The following is a 22453-nucleotide window of genomic DNA, read 5'->3' as shown; positions in this document are numbered from 1 at the left end:
CTGGAAAATCGCCATTGCCGCATAAGGCGCTTGGGCGCGTATCCCGCATGTGTCGGGATCCCGGGGATTTGCAACGAAGTGTGTAACGAAGGCGGGTCACCTACATTCTGATACGAAAAGCGGCAGTGGAGCGCGCCGGTCATGTCTTGATTATGCTAGCTCACCTGGGTTGCTTGGGCAGATATATCGCGGCGATCAATCCTCCCCCCGGCCTGTTTTCGAGTTTGAGTGCTCCGTCGATAGCCAAGGTCAGCTGCTGGGCGATCGCCAATCCCAGCCCAGTGCCACCGGTTCCACGGTTGCGGGACTGCTCAAGCCGGAAGAATGGTTCGAGAACCGCTTCAAGCTGGTCTTCGGGAATCCCGGGACCACGATCCAGCACCTTGACCACGATCGAGCCTTGCGCATCCTTTTCCAGCGTAATCCCGGCAGTACCGCCGAATTTGAGTGCATTGTCGATGAGGTTGGTGAAGATGCGGCGAAGGGCATGGGGCCTTGTTACAATGGCGGTTTCGATCCTGCCCGTTAGTGCAACCGCCTTGCCGGTGTCTTGATAGTCATAAACGAGGCTCTCCATGAAGGAGTCTATGTCGATCCGCGACGCTTTCTCGGTATTGCCGTGGGCGCTGCGGGCATAGGCCACTCCCTCGTGGACGAGACGCTGAATTTCGGCCAAATCCTGCACGAGCTTTTCTTTTTCCGGCGACTCTTCCCCGAGTTCCGCCCGCAGTTTCATCCGGGTGATCGGCGTTTGCAGGTCGTGCGAAATTGCGGCGAGAATCTGTACTCTCTCTTCGAGGTAGTGAGCGATGCGATCGCGCATCGCATTGAATGCCGTTGCCGCATAGGCGACTTCCTTCGGGCCTGTCTCGCTCAAACGCGGCGCCATCTTGTTCGGATCCAGCGTGTCCGCGGCATTGGCCAGATCTACGAGAGGGCGGATGGCCTGACGCACCGCAAACCATGTACACAGGATGAGCACTACAAGCTGCACCGCCAGCACGTATGGCAGCCACGCCGCCAAAGGCATGGGCGGCGCGGGATTTACATCGATGGTCAGCGGCTTTCCATCGCTCAGGGTCAGGTGGGCCTGAAGACGCTTGCCATCGCCGGGTATGGATTGGAACCTGATTGCATATCGTTTGTCCACGGCCTGCCTGATCGTGGCGGCGATTCCAGCACCCTGGTCGGTCAGTTCATCGACACCTGGAATGCCGGTCCCCAATTCGTAGCGGTAGGTATCCCGTTCAAGACGCTTGAGCCATTCCGCCCGCTCATGCGCGGGCAAGCGATCGAGAATTGCGATCGAAGTCGCGACATCATTCTCGAGAGTATTTAGCATTACTGTCTTGGCCGTCATGCGGCGTTCTAGAAACTGTGCGGTAAACGTCAGTCCCTGCGACATCATCAGCCCCAGAAGAAGTATAAGAAACAGCCTTGTCCCCAGTGTACGGGGGAACGGCCAGGACCGCCGGATCGCGGCGATAGCTTTCATTGGCGAAGCTCGGTGATCTCAACCGGCATTGCGAGGACATAGCCCTCACTGCGAACCGTTTTGATGTAGGCCGGTTCGCGTGCATCGTCTCGCAACCGCTGGCGAAGCCGGCTCACCAGGAGATCGATGGACCGGTCGAACAGTTCAGCTTCCCGCCCCTGCGTGAGGTTCAGCAGCTGGTCGCGATTGAGCACGCGCTGCGGATGATCGACAAAGACGCGAAGCAGGCGGTATTCAGCGCCGCTGAGTGCTATGGCTGTTCCCTCGCGGTCGAGGAGATGGCGCCCGGACGTGTTTAGTTGCCAATCGCCAAAGCTAAGCACCTGACCAACCTCGGTAATTTGCAGATTTGGAGGAAGCATGCGAGTCCGGCGCAGAACCGCTTTGATGCGTGCCAACAGTTCGCGGGCAGCAAAGGGTTTCGCCAGGTAGTCGTCGGCCCCCATCTCAAGGCCCACGATACGATCGGTTTCATCGTTACGGGCCGTCAGCATCAGTACCGGGGTGGCCTTGTGCTTGCCTGCGCGCAATTCGCGACACAGGACCAGGCCATCATCGCCGGGCATCATGATATCGAGAACGATGAGGTCGACGGAGTCCGTCTCGAGGAATGAGCGCATGTGACGGCCATCCGCCGCTACAGTGACGCGCAGGCCATTCTTCTTCAGGTAGCTCGATACGAGTTCGCGAATTTCGCGATCGTCGTCGACGATCAGGATATGGTCGATGTGATCCATCGTAAAGTGCCTTCCATTGACATAGGGGGACTTTAGCAGGTGTTTCCCGATGACGGGCCGTTATCAGCCAGAAAATTGTCAGCCAATGTATCCGAATGGACAGTGGATACATTGGCTGACAATTTTGCTTTCACACTCGGTGTGCCGGCAATTGATTATCACGATAACAATTACCATTCAATTATGTCTTAGCGGCGGTGTAACCGAAGTCGGGTTTGTACCGAAATGTAATGGCATGCCGCCAACCAACACGTCGTTACAGTTTTAGGTCAATCGAGACACACGAGGGATACGTTCCTGGCGCCTCTTTTAGCCACCACGGCTGGCCTTCAGCCTCGATCAATTCAAGGAGACGATGATGACCCTACCGGTTATTGCATATCTCGCAGGTGTGCTGACGATACTCAGTCCGTGCATTCTGCCCATACTACCATTCGTCTTTGCCCGTGCTGGACAGCCTTTCGTCAGAAGCACGTTGCCGATGCTGGCGGGCCTTGCAATCACGTTTGCGCTGGTGGCAACGCTTGCCGCAGTCGGCGGCAGCTGGGCCGTTCATGCAAACGAATATGGGCGCCATGCGGCGCTCGCCCTGTTTGCGCTCTTTGGGTTCACACTTGTTTCACCGCAACTCGCAGCCATCCTGACACAGCCAATCATCGCTTTCGCAAACAGGCTTTTGAATGCACGTGGCGGATTGAGTGCAGTCCCAACGGCCGGCGGTTCGCTCGTTCTCGGTATTGCGACCGGCCTGCTCTGGGCGCCCTGTGCAGGGCCGATTCTCGGCCTGGTGCTGACAGGAGCCGCGCTTCAGGGTGCGAACGTTCAGACCACGTTGCTACTCCTCGCTTATTCGGCGGGTGCGGCTACCTCCCTGGCCTTGGCACTGCTGATCGGAGGTCGCGTTTTCGCCGTGATGAAACAGTCGCTTGGTGCGGGTGAATGGATCCGCCGCGGACTTGGCGCCGCCGTCATCGCAGGTGTCGTCGCCATAGGCCTCGGGGCCGACACGGGCCTGCTGGCACGCCTTTCGAGTGTGGGGACGGGCAAGATCGAACAGGCACTTCTCGATGGTTTCAGCGGGAAGAAATTGGCTGCTGGCGCCTCGGCGGTTGCAAGCGAGCGCACGACGCTTGCGGCAGACACCCAAGAAAAATTCCAGAGTGACCTGCCGGTCGAGGGGTTATTTCCTTCATTGGACGGCGCAGTGGAATGGCTCAACTCCCCACCGCTTAGTGTCGAACAACTTCGGGGAAAGGTTGTTCTGGTCGACTTCTGGACATTCGCTTGCATCAATTGCATCCACACCGTTCCCTATGTCCGTGCATGGGCAGAGAAGTACAAGGATCAGGGCCTGGTTGTAATCGGCGTTCATGCACCGGAATTCGCATTCGAGCGCAAGATCGACAACGTCAAAAAGGCCATAAGCGACTTCAAGATCGGTTATCCGGTTGCAGTGGACAACAATTTCGAAATCTGGAAAGCATTCGAGAACAGCTACTGGCCAGCCCATTACTTTATCGATGCCAAGGGGCAGATCAGGTACCACCATTTCGGCGAAGGCGACTATGAGCAGTCCGAGAAGGTCATCCAGGATTTGCTAGCCGAAGCGAAAAGCGAACGGCAGAGCAAGGCTGCGCCAGAACCTGCTGCAAAGCTTTTGCCGCCGGTCGTAAAACAGGGATGACGAAGATCAAAGTTCTCCCTTGCTTGCCTTGACGAGGTTGTCGCGGAGTTTCGCGATCGCCTTCTGCAGGACCGGAAACTCCTCGGACGTCAGGCCCGAGGCCTTCACGGTCACCTCGCCGAAGCCGAAGCCCTTCTCGCGCAGGGAACGGCCAGCCGCGGTCAAGGATATGCGCACGTTGCGTTCGTCTTTCGTATCTCGCGTTCGGGTAACATATCCCATGGCTTCCAGCCGTTTCAACATTGGCGTCATGGTGCTGGGTTCCAGGAACAGCCGATCACTCAGAGACTTGACCGTCTGGCGATCCTCTTCCCATAGCGCAATGATCGTTATGTATTGGGGATATGTCAGGCCCAGTGCGTCAAGCACAGGCTTGTAGACACGGGAGTACGTCAGATTGGCCGAGTAGATCGAGAAGCACATGAAGTCGGCCAGTTTGGCGGTCTCGGTGCGGTGAAGAACTTTCTTGGCCATCTACCTTCTCCAGGATGATTACGATCCAAATAATTATCTTACCTTGTATCTAGACCGTAGCATAACCATTTCACAACCAACCTGGCGAAAGCCATAGGAGCTTTTCTCATGCGATACGTGATGCTGTTCCTGACAAGCGCGGCGATACTGGTATCTCCATGTGCCTATGACACCGACCCGCGCGAGCCGTCAGCGATAGCTGCGTTGATCGCCCAAGCGAAACAGTAGCCTTGAAACCTCAAGCTGCTTCAACGTATGTTTGACTCAAAGGAGGACTTTCAGATGACCGTAGAACGTGCAGTTCTTGCCGGTGGTTGTTTCTGGGGAATGCAGGACCTCTTCCGGCGCTATGATGGCGTAATCTCGACCCGCGTCGGCTATAGCGGCGGCGACGTCCCGAGCGCAACATATCGCAACCATGGCACTCACGCCGAGGCAATCGAAATCGTCTTCGACCCGGCCCGGATCAGTTATCGGCAAATTCTCGAATTCTTCTTCCAGATCCACGACCCGAGCACTCGCAACAGGCAGGGCAACGACGTGGGACTGAGTTATCGCTCAGCAATATACTACACCTCGGAAGAACAGGAGCGAGTGGCAAGAGATACGATCGCGGACGTCGATGCTTCCGGGCTCTGGCCCGGAAAAGTCGTTACCGAGGTCGCACCTGCCGGAGACTTCTGGGAAGCCGAGCCCGAGCACCAGGATTATCTCGAGCGAATTCCGGACGGGTATACGTGCCATTTCATCCGGCCCGGCTGGAAGCTTCCGGTTCGGGCGAGCGCCGCCCAGCCTTCCTGATAGCTCTAGCCTTCGGGCGCAGGAAAGTGCGTCCGAATGCCTATGGCCAGGTCCGGAGATCTAGCGGCAGCGTTTCAGGCTGAAACTGTCGCCGCTTTCGAGCGAATACCAAGTCAGCGTTCTGTTCGTGACGTTTCGCAGCGCGAAGGAGTAGCCGTCGCTCAATTCAACCCGGAAATTATTGCCGTTGCGCTCGATATTCGTGACAGGCGTCCCGTCATAGGACTTTGTGTTCAAATCCCAAAGCCTGCCCCGGCAATTGCCGTCCACCTGATCCCATTTGCCGACGAATTCCATTCCTGCCTGCGCCGGTTTGGCCGCCGGCTTGGTGGCGGGCTTTGCCATGATTGCCGCGACGTCGGCTGCCTTGTTGCTCGAGGGAGGAGGCGTCGGCTTTTTTGTTTCAGCGGCCGCAGCTTCGGTCTTCCTGGCTACCTCGCCAGTGGCTGCGGTCTGCTGCTTCGCCTTGGCTTCGTCGGCGGCCTTTTGCTCAGCGCGCATTCCCTCGATGCGCTTGTCGACCTTGGCGATGTTGTCGACCCCAAGCACATCCGCGCAGTCGAGAAGCGGCATGCGCAAAGGAACCAGGTTCTCGAGGTTGGCGGCGTCTGCCCGCGACTGAAGTTCGCGGCATGTGGTATTCCGTTTCTCAGCCAGCGCCGCCTTTTCTTGGGCCGCTTTCGCCTCGGCAAGGCTCTGTTTGATGGCTTCCATAGGCTGTTTCGCATCGTCGATCGTCGCGACGACACCTTCGACGAAGCTGGCGGCGGGCGCACAGGCGGATTGGTCCACTTTCAGATGCTCTGCCGCCATCCGGTCCGCGTCGGCAATGATGTCCGTAGCTTTCTCCTGCTCCCCGATTTCCTGGCGGAATTCCGCTTCCTGCTGGGCGGCGTCGGCAAGGGGCTGCGTTGCGAAGGGATGGTCAGCAAAACAATATGAATCGATAGCTTTCGCGTAGGCGTTCGCCTTGGTGAATTTGAGCGCCTTGATAGTATCGCGCGTCTTGTCGTCAGGGACGGCATGAGCGGTACCAGAAAGGATTGCCCACGCCGCAGCAGCAATCAAGAGTTTCCTCATCGTCGCAGATCCTCGCCTTGCAGCAGCAACAGAAGTCGAATGTACGCACCCCTGAAAAGTTCACGCGGCACGTAACAATCTCCGAAGGTATTTGGATCAGCTATTCAAGCCACAATTGTGGCGAACGAGCCTCGCATCGCCTCTGGAAGATCAACAAAGTGCTTGCTATGATCCAGTCTCTGAACGCCTCCAGAGAACTCGAGCAGATAAATTCGGCCAAGGGTTGTGTCATGGCGCAGGAAGGCACCGACGCTAAAAAGTCTACCGGCTTGCTCGAATGCGATATCGTCATGGCCGGCGGCGTCACGAGCGGGATAATCTATCCTGGTGCCGTGGCGATGATTGCCCGCAGATATTCGTTTCGCTCCATTGGAGGGACCTCGGTCGGCGCGATAGCCGCGGCAGTTACAGCGGCGGCTGAATACGGGCGCCGTACAGGCGGACATTCCACAGCGTTCGACGAGGTCGGCAGGCTTTCAAAGAGCCTTGGAGACGTGGCTGGTGATGGCCACTCCCGGTTGTTTCACCTGTTTACCCCCGAAGAGGCAACGAAGCCGCTACTCTCGCTGGTCACTCCGATTTTCGGCGGCGGCGGAGCGCTGAAGAAAGCGCTTACGGTGATCAATGTAACCTTGGCGGCATGGCAGTTTGCGCTGCCCGTCGCAATTGTAGCGCTGGCGGGCATCTATCTGGTCAGTTTTCTTTTGTCTGAAGGTCACCCCGTCATCGCGATGATTGCGATCGCCGCATCGTTTGCATTGATCGCTGTTACCTGGCTTGTGGCCCTCATCCTCATTCTTCGCAATCGGTGGCTCGTTTCCTGGCGCGATAATTACTACGGGATATGCACCGGGAGCCGCTCCGGGACGTTGGAAGCCGAGGCGGGCAAGCTGCGCTTCGAGGGTCTTACGCCCTGGATGCACAGGACCGTACAGGCTGCAGCTGGCCGAGGCTTGGATGACAGTCCACTGACATTTGGCGATCTCTGGAGTGCACCTTTAGTACAGGGTGGTGCCAGCAGGCAGAACCCCGATCCATCCGCACCTCGTTCGATCGAACTTGCCATGATCGCGAGTGACATCAGCCGCAACAGAACGGCCCAGATACCTTTTCTGGAGACGCCCTCGCCCCTCTACGTGGAAAAGGCCGTGCTCCATGATTTTCTTCCCGGGTCTGTCGCCAAGTGGATGGTGGCTCATGCCGGGACCTATGACAGGCGGATAGAGCAGCGGGATGATGTTATCCGGCTTCCGCTCCCGCAGGATCTTCCGATCGTCTTTGGCGCGCGCCTGTCGCTCAGCTTCCCCGTGCTTCTTGCGTCGATGCCACTGATGACCCCTGACTTTGCCAAGGCCAGCAAAGGCGAACCGGTACCGCTGCGCCGCGTGTGGTTCTGCGACGGAGGATTGACCTCCAACTTCCCGATCCATTTCTTCGACAGCCCAATACCTTCACGACCGACGTTCTGTCTCAACCTCATCGATTTCGACGCCGAAGCACCGAATGTTCATACCCCGGAGACAGACACGCCGGAGACGGACAATGAGGGTCAGGACAAAGTCGCGGACGAGGTGTCAAAACCGATCGCCAAACCGCGAGCTTCGGAGCGAACAGCCGCCAACCGGCCGGATGCGGCCTCCGCCAGGGACCCCGGACCGGGCGACAAGGTCTGGGGATTCATATCCATGAGCAAAGGCAATCGGATAACGCCGATACCCTTCACTGCTTTCGACATCGCCCCGGGGTCGGGACTCATGGCGTTCCTCAAGACCCTGCTGAACACCGCACGGTTCTGGAGCGACAACCAGATGCTCATTGCCCCCGGAGTTCGCGAGCGCATCGTGAACGTAGCTTTGCGTGACGATGAAGGGGGACTCAATCTCGACATGACAAGCGAGATGATCGCCGATCTCGATCTGCGGGGTAGAGCCGCAGGGCTCCTCATCGCTACGCGCTTCGACTCAAGTGCAACCACCGATCCGGAGACGGGAAGTCACAACCAGCCAATTTTTGCTAACCATAGATGGATAAGGTTCCGCAATTTCATGGCTGCTTTCGAGGATCTTTCGCGGCGATTTGCACTCTCGCGCCGGAAGTCCGACGCAGCCGCGTCAGCCCGAAAGGAGACATTGCTTAACCGGATGATCATGGGCAAGGCAAAGGAGAAAATCGGCTATCCCGCGCCGGCGGCTGCCCGTCCATTTTACCGCCAAACGACCGACGATTTCGAGCAACTTGCCTTGCAGATGGCGAAGGCGACTCGAGAAAATCCCCATGCGACGTTCGATGCGCCTCGTCCCCCTGCGGGTGCTCCCAAGACTGTTGCGGGAATGGCACCTCGGCCGAAGATGCGGCTGAGGCTGCGGCCGCTGGCAGACAACGACCCACGAGATGAAACTGCAGAACTCCCGCCTGGGCCTTCAGCAGGAAAGTTCGGCTAATCGACAGTTTCCGGCCACGTATACACTTGAAAATTCTATTTTACATTTGTATGGTGTTCGAGAACCTTTCGATTGCGACGGAAAAATCATGAGCCGTGCCCTTTTCATCCGTGGAGCCCATGACGCATATGTAGCGCCATTCAATCTTCGCGAAGGACGCCCCGGCGAAGTGCTCATTGACGTTGCTTCGGTGGGTCTCTGCGGTTCGGATCTGCACTATTACAAGGATGGCGGTATCGGTTCGGCAGTGGTCAAGGAGCCGTTCGTGCCGGGGCATGAGTTTGGCGGGTATCTGTGCGAGGACCTTGATGAATTCGGCCTGGCACGTGGGGCGCTTGTTGCCGTCGACCCGAACAAGGCCTGCGGACATTGCGAGTTCTGCGAGCGGGGCCATCCGAATCTCTGCCCAAATGTGGAATTCATTGGGGCACCGCCGTTTGACGGGGCGATGACCGAGCGTATCTGGGTTCCGGCATCGCAGATTGTGCCGCTGCCGGCAGATTTCACTCCGCTTCAGGCCGTCATGCTCGAGCCTCTGGGCGTCGCCATTCACGCGGTCGACCTTGCCAAGCCGAGGCTGCTCGAACAGGTGGCGCTTATCGGCAGCGGTCCGATTGGACTATTGATCCTGCAGGTCTTGAAGGCCGCGGGGGCAGGTGAGATTCTGGTCATAGACCCGCTGGAGCATCGCCGGGAAATGGCCGCCAGGCTAGGCGCATCGCGCACGGGAACGACGGTGGATGACATTCGTGAATGGACCGGCCGCGCAGGTGCACCACTGGTTATTGAGGCCACCAACTCTCCGCTTGGTTTCCGCGATGCCGTTCTCGCCGCAAAGATCGGCGGCCGCATCGTCCTGGTTGGCATTCCGGACGGTGACATATACACGCTGCCGGCGGCCGAAGCGCGCCGCCGCGGCCTAAAAATCAAATTCGCGCGCCGGATGGGGGAAGTTTATCCGCGCGCAATCGAACTCGTCGCTGGAGGAAAGGTCGATGTCGCATCACTTGTGACGCATGAGGTCGCCCTGGACGAGGCGCCCGAAACATTCCGCAACCACGCGGACAATGCGCCGGGTTACATCAAGAGCCTGATCTATCCGAATGGAGTAACAAAACTGGGAGGATGACGTGAGGAAACTTTTATATGCATCACTAAGCGCTGTAGCGCTTCTGGCCGGCGCAGTATCGCTACCGTCGACGGCTCTCGCCGATTGGCTGGAAACGGCCGCGCAGCCCTTCAAGGGCAAAGAGATCAATGTGACTTTCCTGGATCGCCCGGGCTATCGCGCGATCATCAAGCTGCTGCCGGAGTTTGAGAAGAAAACCGGTATAAAGGTCAACTACGAGATCGTGCCATACGAGAACACCCGCGAGAAACAGGTGCTCAATTTCACCTCGAACGGCGACCTCACGATCGCGCTGGTCGACCTCGTGTGGATCGGCGAGTTCGCTGAAAATGGCTGGATCACGCCGATCGACGAATTCACGGCGGATAAATCCATCACTGATCCGAATTTGAAACTCGAGGGTTTTTTCCCGCTCTTGATCGATGCGTTCGGATCCTGGGGTGGCAAGACCTACGGCTTGCCGTTCGATAATTATTCGGGTCTCTTGTTCTATAATTCCTGCCAGTTGAAGGAAGCCGGGTTCGAGAAGCCACCGGCGACATGGGACGAGCTCCTGAAGGATTATGCGCCGAAACTGACGGATGCATCCAAGAATCGTTACGCCTTCGCCCTGCAATCGCTGCGCGGTGAAACACAGTCGGCTGACAGTTTCATGCGCGTGCTCTGGCCCTTCGGCGGCTCTCTGCTCAACAAGGAATTCAAATCGAACCTGCTCAGCCCCGAGAGCCAGAAGGGTCTGACATTTCGCCAGGATTTGATGAAGTATATGCCTCCGGGTATCATCAGTTTCGACCATGCCGAAGCGGTCAATGCGCTGGCGCAAGGCCAGGTTTCCATGATTACCGAATGGTCGGCCTTCTATGGCACCTTGACCGATCCTGCGACTTCGAAATTGGGCGAATGTCTGGCCGTTGCCCCGGAGCCGGCTGGTCCGGCCGGGCGCCTGCCCGCGCTTGGCGGCTTTTCGCTTGCCGTTGCCGAGCAGGCTCCGGACGATCTGAAGAAAGCCTCCTGGCTCTTTATCCAGTGGGCAACCTCCGAAGAGATCGCTCGTCCTTATGTTGAAGCCGGGGGTGTTTCCGGCCGTACGTCCATCTACGAGCAGCCAGATATCAAGGCGAAGTACAAGTTCGTCGAACCGATGGTCGCTTCCTGGCAAAAGGGCGTGCCTGAATTCCGTCCGCGGTTCCCGGCCTGGCCGGCGATTTCGGAAGTCGTCGCCGAGTGGGGTTCCAAGATGATGCTGGGCGAGGTCACCACCGAAGCCGGCGCCAAGGAAATCGGAACCCGCATGGAGGGTATCCTGGCCAAGGAAGGCTATTATGATGGCAAGAAGGAACTGCTGCAGTAGCTGAGTCTTAAAAAGCGGCGGCGGGTGGATAGCATTCACCCGCCCGTCTTTTCACAGACTAAATCTTGTACCGGGAGAGTGTTGTGCCCAAACTCTACAACGAAGCGCTGCAGGAACTGGCGGGTGTTTTCGATCGCATAGATGAGCAGGCGGTCGACGCTGCCGTTGCCGTAATCGCCGGGGCAGGGCGGATCGCCCTCTATGGTGTGGGCCGCGAAGGGCTGCAGATCAAAGGGTTTGCCATGCGGCTGTACCATCTGGGTCTGAAGGCTGCCGTTGTCGGGGACATGACGACGCCACCTGTGAGCGGTGGCGATTTGTTGATCGTCTCCGCAGGACCGGGCGGCTTCTCGACAGTTCTCGGACTGATGGGTGTGGCTACAGCCGCGGGTGCAAAGACGCTCGTCGTTACCGCGCAGCCGGATGGCGACGCGGCGAGGCGCGCGGATCATGTCCTGACCATTCCCGCGCAGACCATGGCCGACGACCGGGGAACGAACGTTTCTGTCCTGCCGATGGGATCGCTGTTCGAGGGCGCTCAGTATATTCTCTTTGAGGTGATGGTCCTGAAACTCCGGGAACAGCTTGGAATTTCGACCGAAGCCATGCGGGCCAACCACACCAATCTCGAGTAATTGCACCTGAATAAACGTGCGAGCAGGGGAGGAGATTTCGTGGTGCAGATACAGGCAAAACTCAATCCGGGATATGGTCGCTGGACGCCATTCTGGTTTCTCGCTCCTGCTGTACTCGCCCTTCTCGTTATCGGCATTTATCCGACGATATCAGCCCTCGTAACCTCATTCAGGCGCTACAATATCACCCGCCCGCGCGACGGATTTCCCTTCGTCGGGCTGGAAAATTACGTCAACGTGCTCTCCGATCAGACTTTCTGGCAGTCGCTGGGCTTGACGGCACGCTTTTTCCTGACCGTTCTGCCATTCGAACTCTTTTTTGGCATTTGCATTGCGCTGCTTTTGCATCGGCCGGGCCTCGGCATGTTGCGGGCGCTCGCACGCGTGTCGCTGGTGGTGCCGCTGGCCACGACTTATGCCGTTGTGGGCTTGATCGGACGATTGGTATTCAACCGCGATTTCGGCATCGCAAACCAGTTTCTCAACGCAATCGGTGTTGGCGGACTGGACTGGCTGGGATCGACAACCGGCGCGTTCATTGCGATTGCGATCATGGACATCTGGCAGTGGACACCATTCTGCGCCCTGATCTTTCTCGCGGGCTTGTCGATGGTGCCGGTGGAGATCGAGGAAGCGGCCCGGCTCGAAACCAGTTCCAAGACCGCGATGCTGCGCCATGTACAATTGCCCTATTTGCTGCCGGGCCTGACTGCGATGCTGATCCTGCGGTCCGCCGACATTCTCAAACTGTTCGATATGGTCTTTGTGATGACACGGGGCGGGCCTGGCTCAGCCACGGATCTTGTGTCGATCTACATTCAGCGTGTGGGCTTCCGTATTTTCGATATGGGCACGGCTTCGGCGCAGGCTATCCTCCTCTTGATTGTGACGATCGTGCTCAGCCGGCTTTATATCAAGCTCATCTACAAGGAGATCGAATGATGTCCATGACGCTTCGCCGCATCCTGCACGGTCTGGGCCTGCTCGTCGTCCTGTGTTTCACACTGTTTCCGTTCTACTGGATGGTTTCGTCGAGCTTCAAGGACCAGACGGACCTGCTGGCATCGCCGCCGGTCTGGCTGTTCACGCCGACACTGTCCAACTACACCGATATCTTTGCCGACGAGAAGGTTTTCGGAGCGATCGTGAATTCGTTGATCGTCGCGACCCTGACAACCGCATTGTCGGTACTTCTTGGCGCACCTGCGGCCTACGCTCTGGCGCGTTTCAATTTTCGCGGCAAATCCGATCTCTGGTTCTGGTTCATCTCCAACCGGATGATCAGCCCTATCGTTCTGGCGCTGCCTGTCTATATACTTGCGCTGCAATTGAAGCTGCTCGATACTCACCTCGTGTTGATCCTGATCTACCTGACGTTCAACCTCCCGATCGTCGTATGGATATGTACCGATCAATTTCGCTCCATACCGATCGAACTGGAACAGGCGGCGCGTCTCGACGGAGCGGACCAATTCACGATCTTCAGGAAGATTTACGTTCCGCTCGGCCTTCCGGGGATAGCCGTCTCGGCTATATTCAGCTTCATTTTTTCCTGGAATGAGCTTCTCTACGCGCTGGTGCTCACACGCAGGAGCGTGCAGACGGCTCCGGTGATAGCGACGAGTTTCATGTCGGGTTATGAATTGCCATGGGGCAAGATCATGGCCACGGGAACTGTGATCGTGCTGCCGGTGACGATCTTTGCGCTTCTCGTCTCCAAGCACATGGTCCGTGGTTTGACGATGGGTGCAACGAAATGACGGAATTCAAATCCATTTCGCTGGGGATCAATCTCTCGTTCTGTGTGAAGCGGTGGGTAACACCGGATCTTTGGGCGCCAATCGTGCAAGAACAGCTTGGCCTGGATCTGGTGCAATTTTCGTTCGATCTGGTAGATCCGGCGTGGCCGGAGGATATTCTCAGAGACTGCGCGAGGGATATAAGGCGGGCAGCCGGCGATCATGGGATCAACGTACACAGTGCCTTTATCGGGCTTGCGCATTACACGTTCAACCAGTTGCTCCACCCCGATCCGCGCGTTCGCGACGTGGCGGAAGATTGGATGAAGAAAGCTTATCGCTTCGCCGCAAGTGCTGGAATCGATAGAGTCGGCGGACCGCTGGGCGCTGTAGCGTCGAGGGTTGACGGTTTCGAACCGGACAGCATTCCGGAGCGCGATTACGATGATCTGATCCTGCGGATGCGCCGCCTTTCCGAGGCGGCGAAGGAGTATGGTATCGTCGAGCTCTATGTGGAGCCGACGCCCATGCGGCGGGAATGGCCATGGACCGTGGAGCAAGCGGAGCGGATGGCCGCGAACCTTGCAGACACGCCGGTTCCGTGGAAATATTGCATCGATTGGGGGCATGCGACGTTCCAGCCGCTCTACGGTGAGGGTCATGGCACGATGGGAGAATGGTATCGGCGGTTAGCGCCGCATATCGGGATGATCCATCTGCAGCAGACAGATTTCCAGTTCGACCGGCATTGGGATTTTACGGAGAAGGGAGCAGTGATCCCGGAGGAGGCGGCGCTCCAGCAACGGCAATTCGGCCTCGCCGACAGGCCGGTTTTCATTGAAGTGTTCTATCCATTCGAACGGGATGACGCGTCGATCCTTCAGGCGCTTGGCCGTACGACCACGATCCTCAAACCGGCCTTTGCCTGAGAATAGCATTGAACGAATTCGCTCCAGACGAAGTACTTTCAAATCCCGCCGCCGATACCGAGCAGATACGGGCTCGGGTGGCATGGTACTACTATGTCGGTGGTCTGACGCAGCAGGAGATCGCCGACAAACTGTCGATCACCCGGCTGCGCGTCAACAAGATTGTCGTTCAGGCGAGAAGCGACGGACTGGTGAGTGTCGATATCAGGATGCCGCTTACCCATTGCGTGGCACTGGAAGAAAAACTGAAGAATCGCTTTGGCCTCGTCGATTGCTCGGTTGTGCCGTCGGTATCCCAAGTAGAAGACCTGCACCGCGTTCTGGGCCGCGCCACCGCCGCCATGCTTGATCCGCTGCTTGTCGACGGCAAGGGTTTCGGCATAGGTTGGGGGCAAACGCTTTCGGCCGCGCGCAGGCATCTGACACCACGCCGCCTGAGCAACGCCTGGGTTGCTGCGCTGATGGGCGGCTTGACACGTGGATCCGGCACGAACACTTTCGAAGTGTCTACGGAATTTGCCCGCATTCTGGGTGCCGAATGTTACTACGTCGCCGCACCCATCTACTGCCCTTCCAGCGAGAGCCGCACCACGCTGCTGACCCACTATGGTCTGGCAGAAGCGATGCAACGCGGCCGAAACACCGCCGTGGCCCTGATTGCCTGCGGTGACCTTTCCGACCATTCGCTGCTGGTAAGGACGCAGGTCGTGACCGAAAACTTGCCGACGCTGAGAGAGGCAGGTGCGGTCGGCGACATTCTCGGCGTGTTCCTCAATGAAAATGGAACTCCTGTCGATCATCCGCTGAACCAGCGCGTGATGGCGATGCGTCCCCCGGACCTCAAGCTCATTCCGTCATCGATCCTTGCTTCCGGCGGCATGCACAAGGAGCTCATCATCAAGGCGGTGTTGCGAGCGGGCTATGTCAATCGTCTCGTCACGGATGAAGACGTGGCGGAAGCGATCTTGAAGGACGCGGCATGAGAATGACGACAATGGTGAGCGAACAATGAGGCATCTGCTCGCAATCGACGTAGGGACACTATCTGCGCGCGCTGGCCTTTTCGATGGCGAAGGCCAGCTCATCGCGGTTGCGTCCGCGTCATTCAAACTGCTGACGCCAGCAGAACATCATGCAGTCTACCGCATGGACGATATCTGGAAGGCTGTTTGTTCTGCGGCGACCGAGTGCCTGTCGCAGCGACCGGAACTTGCATCCTCAGTCGCCGGTCTCGCCTTCGACGCTACCTCATCCGTTTATATCGAAGCGGCAGGCGACCCGCCCCTTGATGGCGGCGGCGATGTGATCTGCTGGATGGATCACCGGGGCGAGGCCGAGGCTGCGGAGGTCGATGGGACCGGTCATCGGTTTCTCGACCATGTCGGTGGCTCGCTTTCGCCGGAAACCAATCTGCCGAAGCTGCTTTGGTTGAAGCGGCATCGACCGGCGGCGTGGGCGCGGGTAAAAAGCGCCCGCGACCTTTGTGACGAACTCGCACGCCGCGCGACAGGGGCGGATCGTCACTCCGTCTGCGGGCTTGCTTGCAAGTGGCCATATCTACCCAACGAAGCTGACCCATGGTGTCAGGATCTGCTCGATCGTCTCGGTATCGGTGATTTGACAAAGCTCGGGGAGCTTGGCGTCACACCAGGCAAAGTTGGAGAAGTGCACGGCAAGGTATCGGCTGAAGCCGCAGCGGCGATGGGAGTTCCACAAGGTGTACCGGTGGCTGTTGGCCTGATCGATGCGGAGGCCGGAGCGCTAGGTGTTCTTGGGCGAGATTATCTCAAGCGAATGAATAATCTCCTGCCGATGATCGCCGGTACATCGACCTGTTACATGCCATTTGCGCAAAACCCCCGCCATGTTCCGGGCGTGTGGGGCCCGTTCAAGGACGCGGTATTTCCCGGCTACTGGATGCACGAAGCGGGCCAAAGTCTTTCCGGAACGGCACTCGATGCGGTGCTCGAGCACCATCCCGCAAGTCCCGGGCCACCGAGCAGCACGCTTCACCTGGAAACCGCCAATCGGGTACTTCAAATCCTCGAACAGGAAGGAACCGCCTTCGCGGCAGCGCGCCACATTGTTCCGGACTGGCTCGGCAACCGCGCGCCACTGGGCGATGGCCGAGTCCGGGCGCTGGTAACCGGCCTTGGAACCGAAACCGGGGAGCGGTCCTTCCTGGAAGCCTACTATGCCACGGCACGGGCGCTGGCTTTGCAGACGCGGCAGATCATCGAACACTTGAACAGCCATGGCCAATACACGATCGACAGCGTGGCGCTGGCTGGCGGTCACCTGCACAATCCACTGCTTGTCCAGCTTTATCGTGATGCGATTGGAGCAAAGCTCATCGTCAGCGATACCAGGGAGCCGGTGCTACTCGGAACCGCCATGGTAGCTGGTGTGGCGGCTGGTCTCCATCGGGATTTGTTCGCCAGTCTGCAGGCGATGGCGCCGCGGCAAACAACGCTGCATGCCGATCCTCGGTGGCAGCAGGCACATGACGCTGCCTATCGCATCTACCTGAAGCTTTTTGCTGTAAGAAACGAGGTTGAAATCGCAGGGCGCGCGCTTGCAACCTTGGTGCCTGTCAAAGAATCCGGAGTCTCCTGAATGTCTTTTCTTCGTCTCGACAATGTGGTCAAGCGCTATGGCGAGCATTCGGCCGTCCAAGGTGTGAGTTTCTCGGCAGAGAAGGGCGAGTTCGTCGTTTTCGTCGGGCCTTCCGGATGCGGAAAATCAACGCTTCTGCGGATGATCGCCGGTCTCGAGGAGATCAGCGACGGCGATGTACTCATTGACGAAAAGATCGTCACGCATGTGGAGCCTGCGCGCCGCGAAGTGGCAATGGTGTTTCAGTCATATGCACTTTATCCGCATATGAGCGTGTTCGAGAATCTCGCTTTCGGGCTCCGAATGGTCAAGACCAAGGAGGACGAGATCAAGCGTCGCGTTGCTGAAGCAGCGCGGATATTGCAGATCGAGATGCTGCTCGAGCGCAAGCCCCGCCAGCTCTCGGGCGGACAGCGCCAGCGCGTGGCCATCGGCCGGGCGATCGTGCGCAATCCGAAACTTTTTCTGTTCGACGAGCCGCTCTCAAACCTTGATGCCGAGTTGCGCACACAGATGCGTGTCGAGATCGCCAAGCTTCATCGCGCTCTCGGTGTCACAATGGTTTATGTTACGCATGACCAGATCGAGGCAATGACGCTTGCCGACAGGATCGTCGTCCTGCGCGCCGGGCTCGTCGAGCAGGTGGGAACACCAAGCGAGCTTTACGACAATCCAGCCAATATCTTTGTTGCGGGCTTTATCGGCTCACCCAAAATGAACTTCATTCCCGCTGTTGTCGCGGGCGTCGCGGATCGCCAGCTGACTGTCTCCTGCCCTGCCTTTGCCGGCGGCACTCTAACTGTCGCTACGAAACGCCAGCATCAGCTTAAGGCTGGTGAAACGGTGACTGTGGGCATGAGACCCGAGCATCTCGAGCTGCAATCGTCCAGACCGGTGCTGACCTTGAAAGCGGACTTTGCCGAGTATCTTGGCGGTGCAAGCCAGATATACGCTCAGCCTGAAGGTGCACCGATGATGACGATCGTCGTTCCCGGCCGTCCCGCAATCGCGAGGAACGATACGCTGCCGATTGGGATTGCCCAAGAGCACATATACCTGTTTGACGGCCAGGGCCTCGGAATCTGATGGCAACTTTTCTCGGCATTGACGTTGGCACCTCCTCCGTCAAAGCGATTCTGGTCGACGAAAATCAAAGGTTGATTGCTGAGGGATCAGCTTCCGTCGAGGTCATGCGGCCCCGGCCCATGTGGTCGGAACAGAACCCTGAAGACTGGTGGAACGCCGCCCACGCGGCTGTTGGTCGTATCCGCGAATTAGCTGCATCCGATTTCCTGGAGCTTCAAGCCATCGGTCTGTCGGGGCAGCAGCACAGCGCAACGCTACTGGATGGCCACGGCTCGGTTCTGCGCCCCGCGATTCTCTGGAACGATGGGCGCTGCGGGCGCGAATGTGCCGAACTGCTCGAGCGGATACCGGATTTCTTCGCTCGTGCCTCGAACACGACAATGCCGGGCTTCACGGCACCCAAGCTGCTCTGGGTTGCGCGGCACGAGCCGGAACTCTTTGCGAAAGTCGCAAAGGTCCTGCTACCGAAAGACTATCTTAGATACCGCCTCTCGGGGGACTATGTCTCAGACAGGTCTGACTCAGCCGGTACACTTTGGCTCGATATAGGACGACGTGAGTGGGATGACGTTCTGCTGCAGGGCGGCGGCATGAAACACTCGCAGATGCCGGACCTCGTCGAAGGATCGGAAGTCTCGGCTTTTCTCTCCACGGAAGTGGCCGCACTATGGGGCCTGACCGGACGCAAAATTCCGATCGCCGGCGGCGGAGGAGACAATGCGTCGTCAGCGGTGGGAATCGGCGCCGTCAGCCCGGGGGATGGATTTTTGTCACTTGGCACCTCCGGCGTCCTGTTCGTATCGACGGACCGTCTGGTTTCCCTGCCAGAGCGGACACTGCATGGCTTCTGCCACGCGCTGCCGCAGCGCTGGCATGGGATGGTCGTGGCGCTTTCGGCTGCATCGGCATTGTCCTGGCTCGGCGCGCTAACTGGTCATGGACACGACGTAGCCGGTCTGATCGAAAAGGCGAAAATCTTCGCTTCCGATCCGGCGCGCCGTGACGCCGCACCCCTCTTCCTACCCTATCTCGCGGGTGAAAGGACGCCTCACAACGACCCGAATGCAACGGCGAAGTTCGACGGTTTGCGGGCGGAGCATGATGCGGGTGCGCTTGCCTATGCCGTCCTCGAAGGCGTAGCCTTTGCTCTCGCGGACGGCCTCGACGTGTTGAAGGCGGCGAGCGCTGCGCCTCGAACCTGCATGCTGGTGGGGGGCGGGTCTCGCAGCGCCTACTGGAACGGACTGCTTGCCGATGTCCTTGATGTGTCGCTCGATTTGCCCGAGGGCGCCGAGATCGGAGCGGCATTCGGTGCAGCACGCCTGGCAATGCTGGCCGGTGGTGCCGGGACAATTGAAACGGTATGCCGGAAACCCGCTATCCGTGCCCGGTTCGAACCGGACCGGGACAATGCGGCTGCCCTCGCTGGGCGGCGAGAACGTTACGTCCACATGTATTCGCCAGCCGGCTAGAGTGATCTGACAGGCCGGGGGCTCTAGGCCCGATCGTAAAATGGCTCGACGACGATGCGCTCTCCCAGCAGGAACGCATCGGCAACATGGCGAAGTGGTGCAAGGTCGACATCTGACTCACCCTTGGCGATCAAGTCCGCGAACCGGCGATAAAGTGCCGGGTACTCCTCCTGCGACGACACAAAAATGGCGGCGCCATCGATGGACAGTGCCGAGCCGCCGCGAGCGAGAGCCATCTCTCCACCGGACGTGTTTGCCTTGATGTCCCACGTCTGTTCGCCAGTCTGGCGCCAATCAAACTCTGCACGGATATTTATGTTGGCCGCGTCCGTGAAATGCAGGTCGGCAGCGATCGGTGCTTGCCTGTTCTCAGGAAACTCCAGTTTGGCACTGCGAAGGAAAGCGGCTGACGGCAGAATATGCGTGAGGATCGACAATGCATTGATTCCGGGATCAAATACGCCGAGGCCACCTGCCTGCCATATCCATTCCTGGTTGGGGTGCCAATGCCGGACGTCTTCTTTCCAGACTATATGGACGCTCTGGATTTCCACGGATGCGAGGAAGGATCGCGCAGCCTCGACGGCTGCGGCATATCTCGAGTGCCAACTCGCGAAAAGCGACGAGCCCTTGCTCGTGGCAAGCGTTTCCAGATCGACCACTTCGCTGAGCGTCGCCCCAGGTGGCTTTTCCAAAAACACATGTTTGTTGGCGCTGATGGCGGCGCGGGCGGCGTCGTAGCGAAACTGCGGCGGCATGCATAGCGACACGGCGTCTATCGATGGCATGGCCTCGAGCATGGCCTCGATTGTCGTATAATGAGGTATGCCTTCGACCCCGCCATGGCGGCTAGCCGCTGCTACAAGCCGAAAATCGGGATTGCTTGCGATGGAAGGAAGATGCTGATCTCGGGCAATCTTCCCAACACCAACGATTGCCAAATTGATTGGGGACATAGCGAATCCTCTTAACAGGTTTGGCGGGAGATTATCCGTTTCGGGGCCGGATGCCAGAGCCAATGTTTGGAACTAGCGGAACGCTTACCGTCCGGACGCCGCCATCAAGGCAGCCCACCGCACATCGAATGCCAAAACTATCTGGCAAGGGATGTGTTCTCTTACGACTGCAGATGAAGCAATGGTACTCCGTTCGTTGCTCAAATAAATATCATCGTGACGCTTTTTGATGCGCCGCGTTGCCTGTCTGGCGTTCAATGAGCTTCTTTCTCCTGCGGGGATTTCGCCGGCTCGTTGCGATAATTCTGCAGCTTGGCATTCTATTCGGCATTCGACCTGAAATTTGTGGAAGAGGCCTCAAACTGGCACGAGAAATGCTTTGTCTACTGATGGTACTCGCTGGCGAAGAATCGTTCGGCGGGAAAGGCTTTGGATCGCTATCAGTGGAAGGTTTGAAATGACAAAATATAAGCTCGAATATATTTGGCTGGACGGCTACACACCGGTGCCCAATCTTCGCGGCAAGACGCAGGTCAAGGAATTCGACAGTTTCCCCACCCTCGAGCAGCTTCCGCTGTGGGGTTTCGACGGCAGTTCGACAATGCAGGCCGAGGGCAGAAGTTCCGACTGCGTATTGAAACCGGTTGCCATTTATCCGGATAGCGAGCGCAAGAACGGTGCTCTTATCATGTGCGAGGTCATGATGCCGGATGGCGTCACGCCGCATCCCTCGAACAAACGCGCATCTATCCTCGACGACGAGAATGCCTGGTTCGGGTTCGAGCAGGAATATTTCTTCTACAAGAATGGCCGTCCTCTTGGCTTTCCAGAAGCGGGTTATCCGGCGCCGCAGGGGCCATATTACACCGGCGTCGGCTATAGCAGCGTTGGCGACATTGCGCGCAAGATCGTTGAGGAACATCTCGATATCTGCCTTGCAGCCGGCCTTAACCACGAAGGCATCAATGCCGAGGTAGCAAAGGGCCAGTGGGAGTTCCAGATTTTTGGCAAAGGCTCAAGGAAAGCCGCCGACGAAATCTGGTTGGCACGTTACCTCTTGCAGCGGCTGACTGAAAAATACGGGATCGACGTCGAATATCACTGCAAGCCGCTCGGGGATACCGATTGGAATGGCTCGGGGATGCATGCAAATTTCTCGACACAGTATATGCGCGAAGTAGGTGGCAAGGAGTATTTCGAAGCCTTGATGGGCGCGTTCCAACAGGCAACGGCCGACCATATCGCGGTTTATGGCCCTGACAATCATTTGCGCCTGACTGGCAAGCACGAGACACAATCCATTGATATGTTCAGCTACGGGATCGCTGATCGCGGCGCATCGATCCGAGTGCCGCACAGCTTTGTGAACAATGGATATCGTGGTTACCTCGAAGACCGCCGGCCAAATTCGCAGGGCGATCCCTACCAGATCGCATCCCAGATCCTGAAGACGATTGCCTCCGTTCCTGTTGAATCAGAAATCTCGGTCGCTGCCTAACTTCTCAGGGCCATGGCAAGATTCTTCTTGCCATGGCCCGCACGCGAAATGCTCCTGTCAAAAACAATCAGGTTTGGCAATCGGTGCCAGAACCAACACCTCCCAATGCACAATCGACTATGTATCAAACAGGCTCGTCATCCGGCCATACTTCATCGTCCGGTGGCAGACAGAGGCGGAACCAACATAGGTCTTGAGGGTTCTAACGTCGCTGATTTCCAGGTCAGCTGAGCCTTTGATCCAGCTTTGCCGCTAGAAACCCGGGCTCACCAACTCGGCGGGGGGTCGAAAGCCCGCCGTCTTTTTTAATCCTGCACCTGGCTCAGCGGT

At 58.0% G+C, this 22453-nt stretch carries 18 protein-coding genes and 1 pseudogene; 14 read left to right on the top strand and 5 right to left on the bottom strand.

Features of this window, described 5'->3' with window-relative positions; translation table 11 throughout:
* Nucleotides 1–160: 160 nt before the first annotated feature.
* Nucleotides 161–1495, bottom strand: coding sequence for an ATP-binding protein (locus CU100_RS22665; protein ID WP_106718897.1), 1335 nt, complete (start codon nt 1493–1495; stop codon nt 161–163).
* A complete protein-coding gene (locus CU100_RS22660; RefSeq protein WP_106718896.1) occupies nt 1492–2232 on the bottom strand; it encodes a response regulator in 741 nt (246 codons plus the stop codon). The genes CU100_RS22665 and CU100_RS22660 overlap by 4 nt, the downstream gene beginning before the upstream one ends.
* Before the next feature lie 358 nt (nt 2233–2590).
* On the opposite strand from CU100_RS22660, the pseudogene CU100_RS22655 reads away from it, so the two are divergent.
* Nucleotides 2591–3886: pseudogene (locus CU100_RS22655) on the top strand (cytochrome c biogenesis protein DipZ); the annotation flags it as partial.
* 36 nt (nt 3887–3922) lie between these two features.
* On the opposite strand, the gene CU100_RS22650 reads toward CU100_RS22655, so the two are convergent.
* Nucleotides 3923–4390, bottom strand: a complete 468-nt coding sequence (locus tag CU100_RS22650; protein WP_106718894.1) for a MarR family winged helix-turn-helix transcriptional regulator — start codon at nt 4388–4390, stop codon at nt 3923–3925.
* Between the two features lie 282 nt (nt 4391–4672).
* On the opposite strand from CU100_RS22650, the gene msrA reads away from it, so the two are divergent.
* Complete coding sequence (gene msrA, locus CU100_RS22645) at nt 4673–5191, top strand: peptide-methionine (S)-S-oxide reductase MsrA (protein ID WP_106718984.1); 519 nt, start codon at nt 4673–4675, stop codon at nt 5189–5191.
* 60 nt (nt 5192–5251) lie between these two features.
* On the opposite strand, the gene CU100_RS22640 is transcribed toward msrA, so the two are convergent.
* Nucleotides 5252–6271, bottom strand: coding sequence for a hypothetical protein (locus tag CU100_RS22640; protein ID WP_106718893.1), 1020 nt, complete (start codon nt 6269–6271; stop codon nt 5252–5254).
* A 167-nt stretch (nt 6272–6438) separates the two neighbouring features.
* Here CU100_RS22640 and CU100_RS22635 point away from each other — a divergent pair, with 167 nt between their 5' ends.
* The 11 genes from CU100_RS22635 to xylB all read left to right on the top strand — a co-directional run bounded on the left by CU100_RS22635 (nt 6439) and on the right by xylB (nt 19669).
* Nucleotides 6439–8712, top strand: a complete 2274-nt coding sequence (locus tag CU100_RS22635; RefSeq protein WP_146141893.1) for a patatin-like phospholipase domain-containing protein — start codon at nt 6439–6441, stop codon at nt 8710–8712.
* Between the two features lie 88 nt (nt 8713–8800).
* Nucleotides 8801–9841 (top strand): zinc-dependent alcohol dehydrogenase, encoded by a 1041-nt coding sequence (locus CU100_RS22630; RefSeq protein ID WP_106718891.1) that lies wholly within the window; start codon nt 8801–8803, stop codon nt 9839–9841.
* A gap of 1 nt (nt 9842) precedes the next feature.
* Entirely contained in the window at nt 9843–11192 is a 1350-nt protein-coding gene (locus CU100_RS22625; protein ID WP_106718890.1) for an ABC transporter substrate-binding protein, read from the top strand.
* Between the two features lie 83 nt (nt 11193–11275).
* Entirely contained in the window at nt 11276–11827 is a 552-nt protein-coding gene (locus tag CU100_RS22620; RefSeq protein ID WP_106718889.1) for an SIS domain-containing protein, read from the top strand.
* Nucleotides 11828–11866: 39 nt separating this feature from the next.
* Nucleotides 11867–12769: a carbohydrate ABC transporter permease gene (locus CU100_RS22615; RefSeq protein WP_106718888.1), complete on the top strand. Its 903-nt coding sequence runs from the start codon at nt 11867–11869 to the stop codon at nt 12767–12769.
* Nucleotides 12766–13587, top strand: a complete 822-nt coding sequence (locus tag CU100_RS22610; protein WP_245419203.1) for a carbohydrate ABC transporter permease — start codon at nt 12766–12768, stop codon at nt 13585–13587. Before CU100_RS22615 ends, CU100_RS22610 begins: the two co-directional genes overlap by 4 nt.
* Nucleotides 13584–14495, top strand: coding sequence for a sugar phosphate isomerase/epimerase family protein (locus tag CU100_RS22605; protein ID WP_106718886.1), 912 nt, complete (start codon nt 13584–13586; stop codon nt 14493–14495). Before CU100_RS22610 ends, CU100_RS22605 begins: the two co-directional genes overlap by 4 nt.
* A gap of 8 nt (nt 14496–14503) precedes the next feature.
* Nucleotides 14504–15478 carry a sugar-binding transcriptional regulator gene (locus CU100_RS22600; protein ID WP_106718885.1) on the top strand — a complete coding sequence of 325 codons (975 nt, stop codon included), beginning with the start codon at nt 14504–14506 and terminating at the stop codon, nt 15476–15478.
* 25 nt (nt 15479–15503) lie between these two features.
* A complete protein-coding gene (locus CU100_RS22595; RefSeq protein ID WP_106718884.1) occupies nt 15504–17111 on the top strand; it encodes an FGGY-family carbohydrate kinase in 1608 nt (535 codons plus the stop codon).
* Nucleotides 17112–18197, top strand: coding sequence for an ABC transporter ATP-binding protein (locus tag CU100_RS22590; protein ID WP_106718883.1), 1086 nt, complete (start codon nt 17112–17114; stop codon nt 18195–18197). It abuts the gene before it with no gap.
* Entirely contained in the window at nt 18197–19669 is a 1473-nt protein-coding gene (gene xylB, locus CU100_RS22585) for a xylulokinase (RefSeq protein ID WP_106718882.1), read from the top strand. Before CU100_RS22590 ends, xylB begins: the two co-directional genes overlap by 1 nt.
* Before the next feature lie 23 nt (nt 19670–19692).
* Here xylB and CU100_RS22580 read toward each other — a convergent pair whose 3' ends face one another.
* Nucleotides 19693–20625, bottom strand: coding sequence for a Gfo/Idh/MocA family protein (locus tag CU100_RS22580; protein ID WP_106718881.1), 933 nt, complete (start codon nt 20623–20625; stop codon nt 19693–19695).
* A 457-nt stretch (nt 20626–21082) separates the two neighbouring features.
* Here CU100_RS22580 and CU100_RS22575 point away from each other — a divergent pair, with 457 nt between their 5' ends.
* On the top strand, nt 21083–22123 hold the full coding sequence (locus tag CU100_RS22575; RefSeq protein ID WP_106718880.1) for a glutamine synthetase beta-grasp domain-containing protein: 1041 nt from the start codon (nt 21083–21085) through the stop codon (nt 22121–22123).
* Nucleotides 22124–22453 lie beyond the last annotated feature (330 nt).

It is taken from the genome of Phyllobacterium endophyticum (assembly GCF_003010935.1).
In the GTDB taxonomy this organism is placed as follows: domain Bacteria; phylum Pseudomonadota; class Alphaproteobacteria; order Rhizobiales; family Rhizobiaceae; genus Phyllobacterium; species Phyllobacterium endophyticum.
This window is presented reverse-complemented; position numbering and strand designations above follow the sequence as displayed.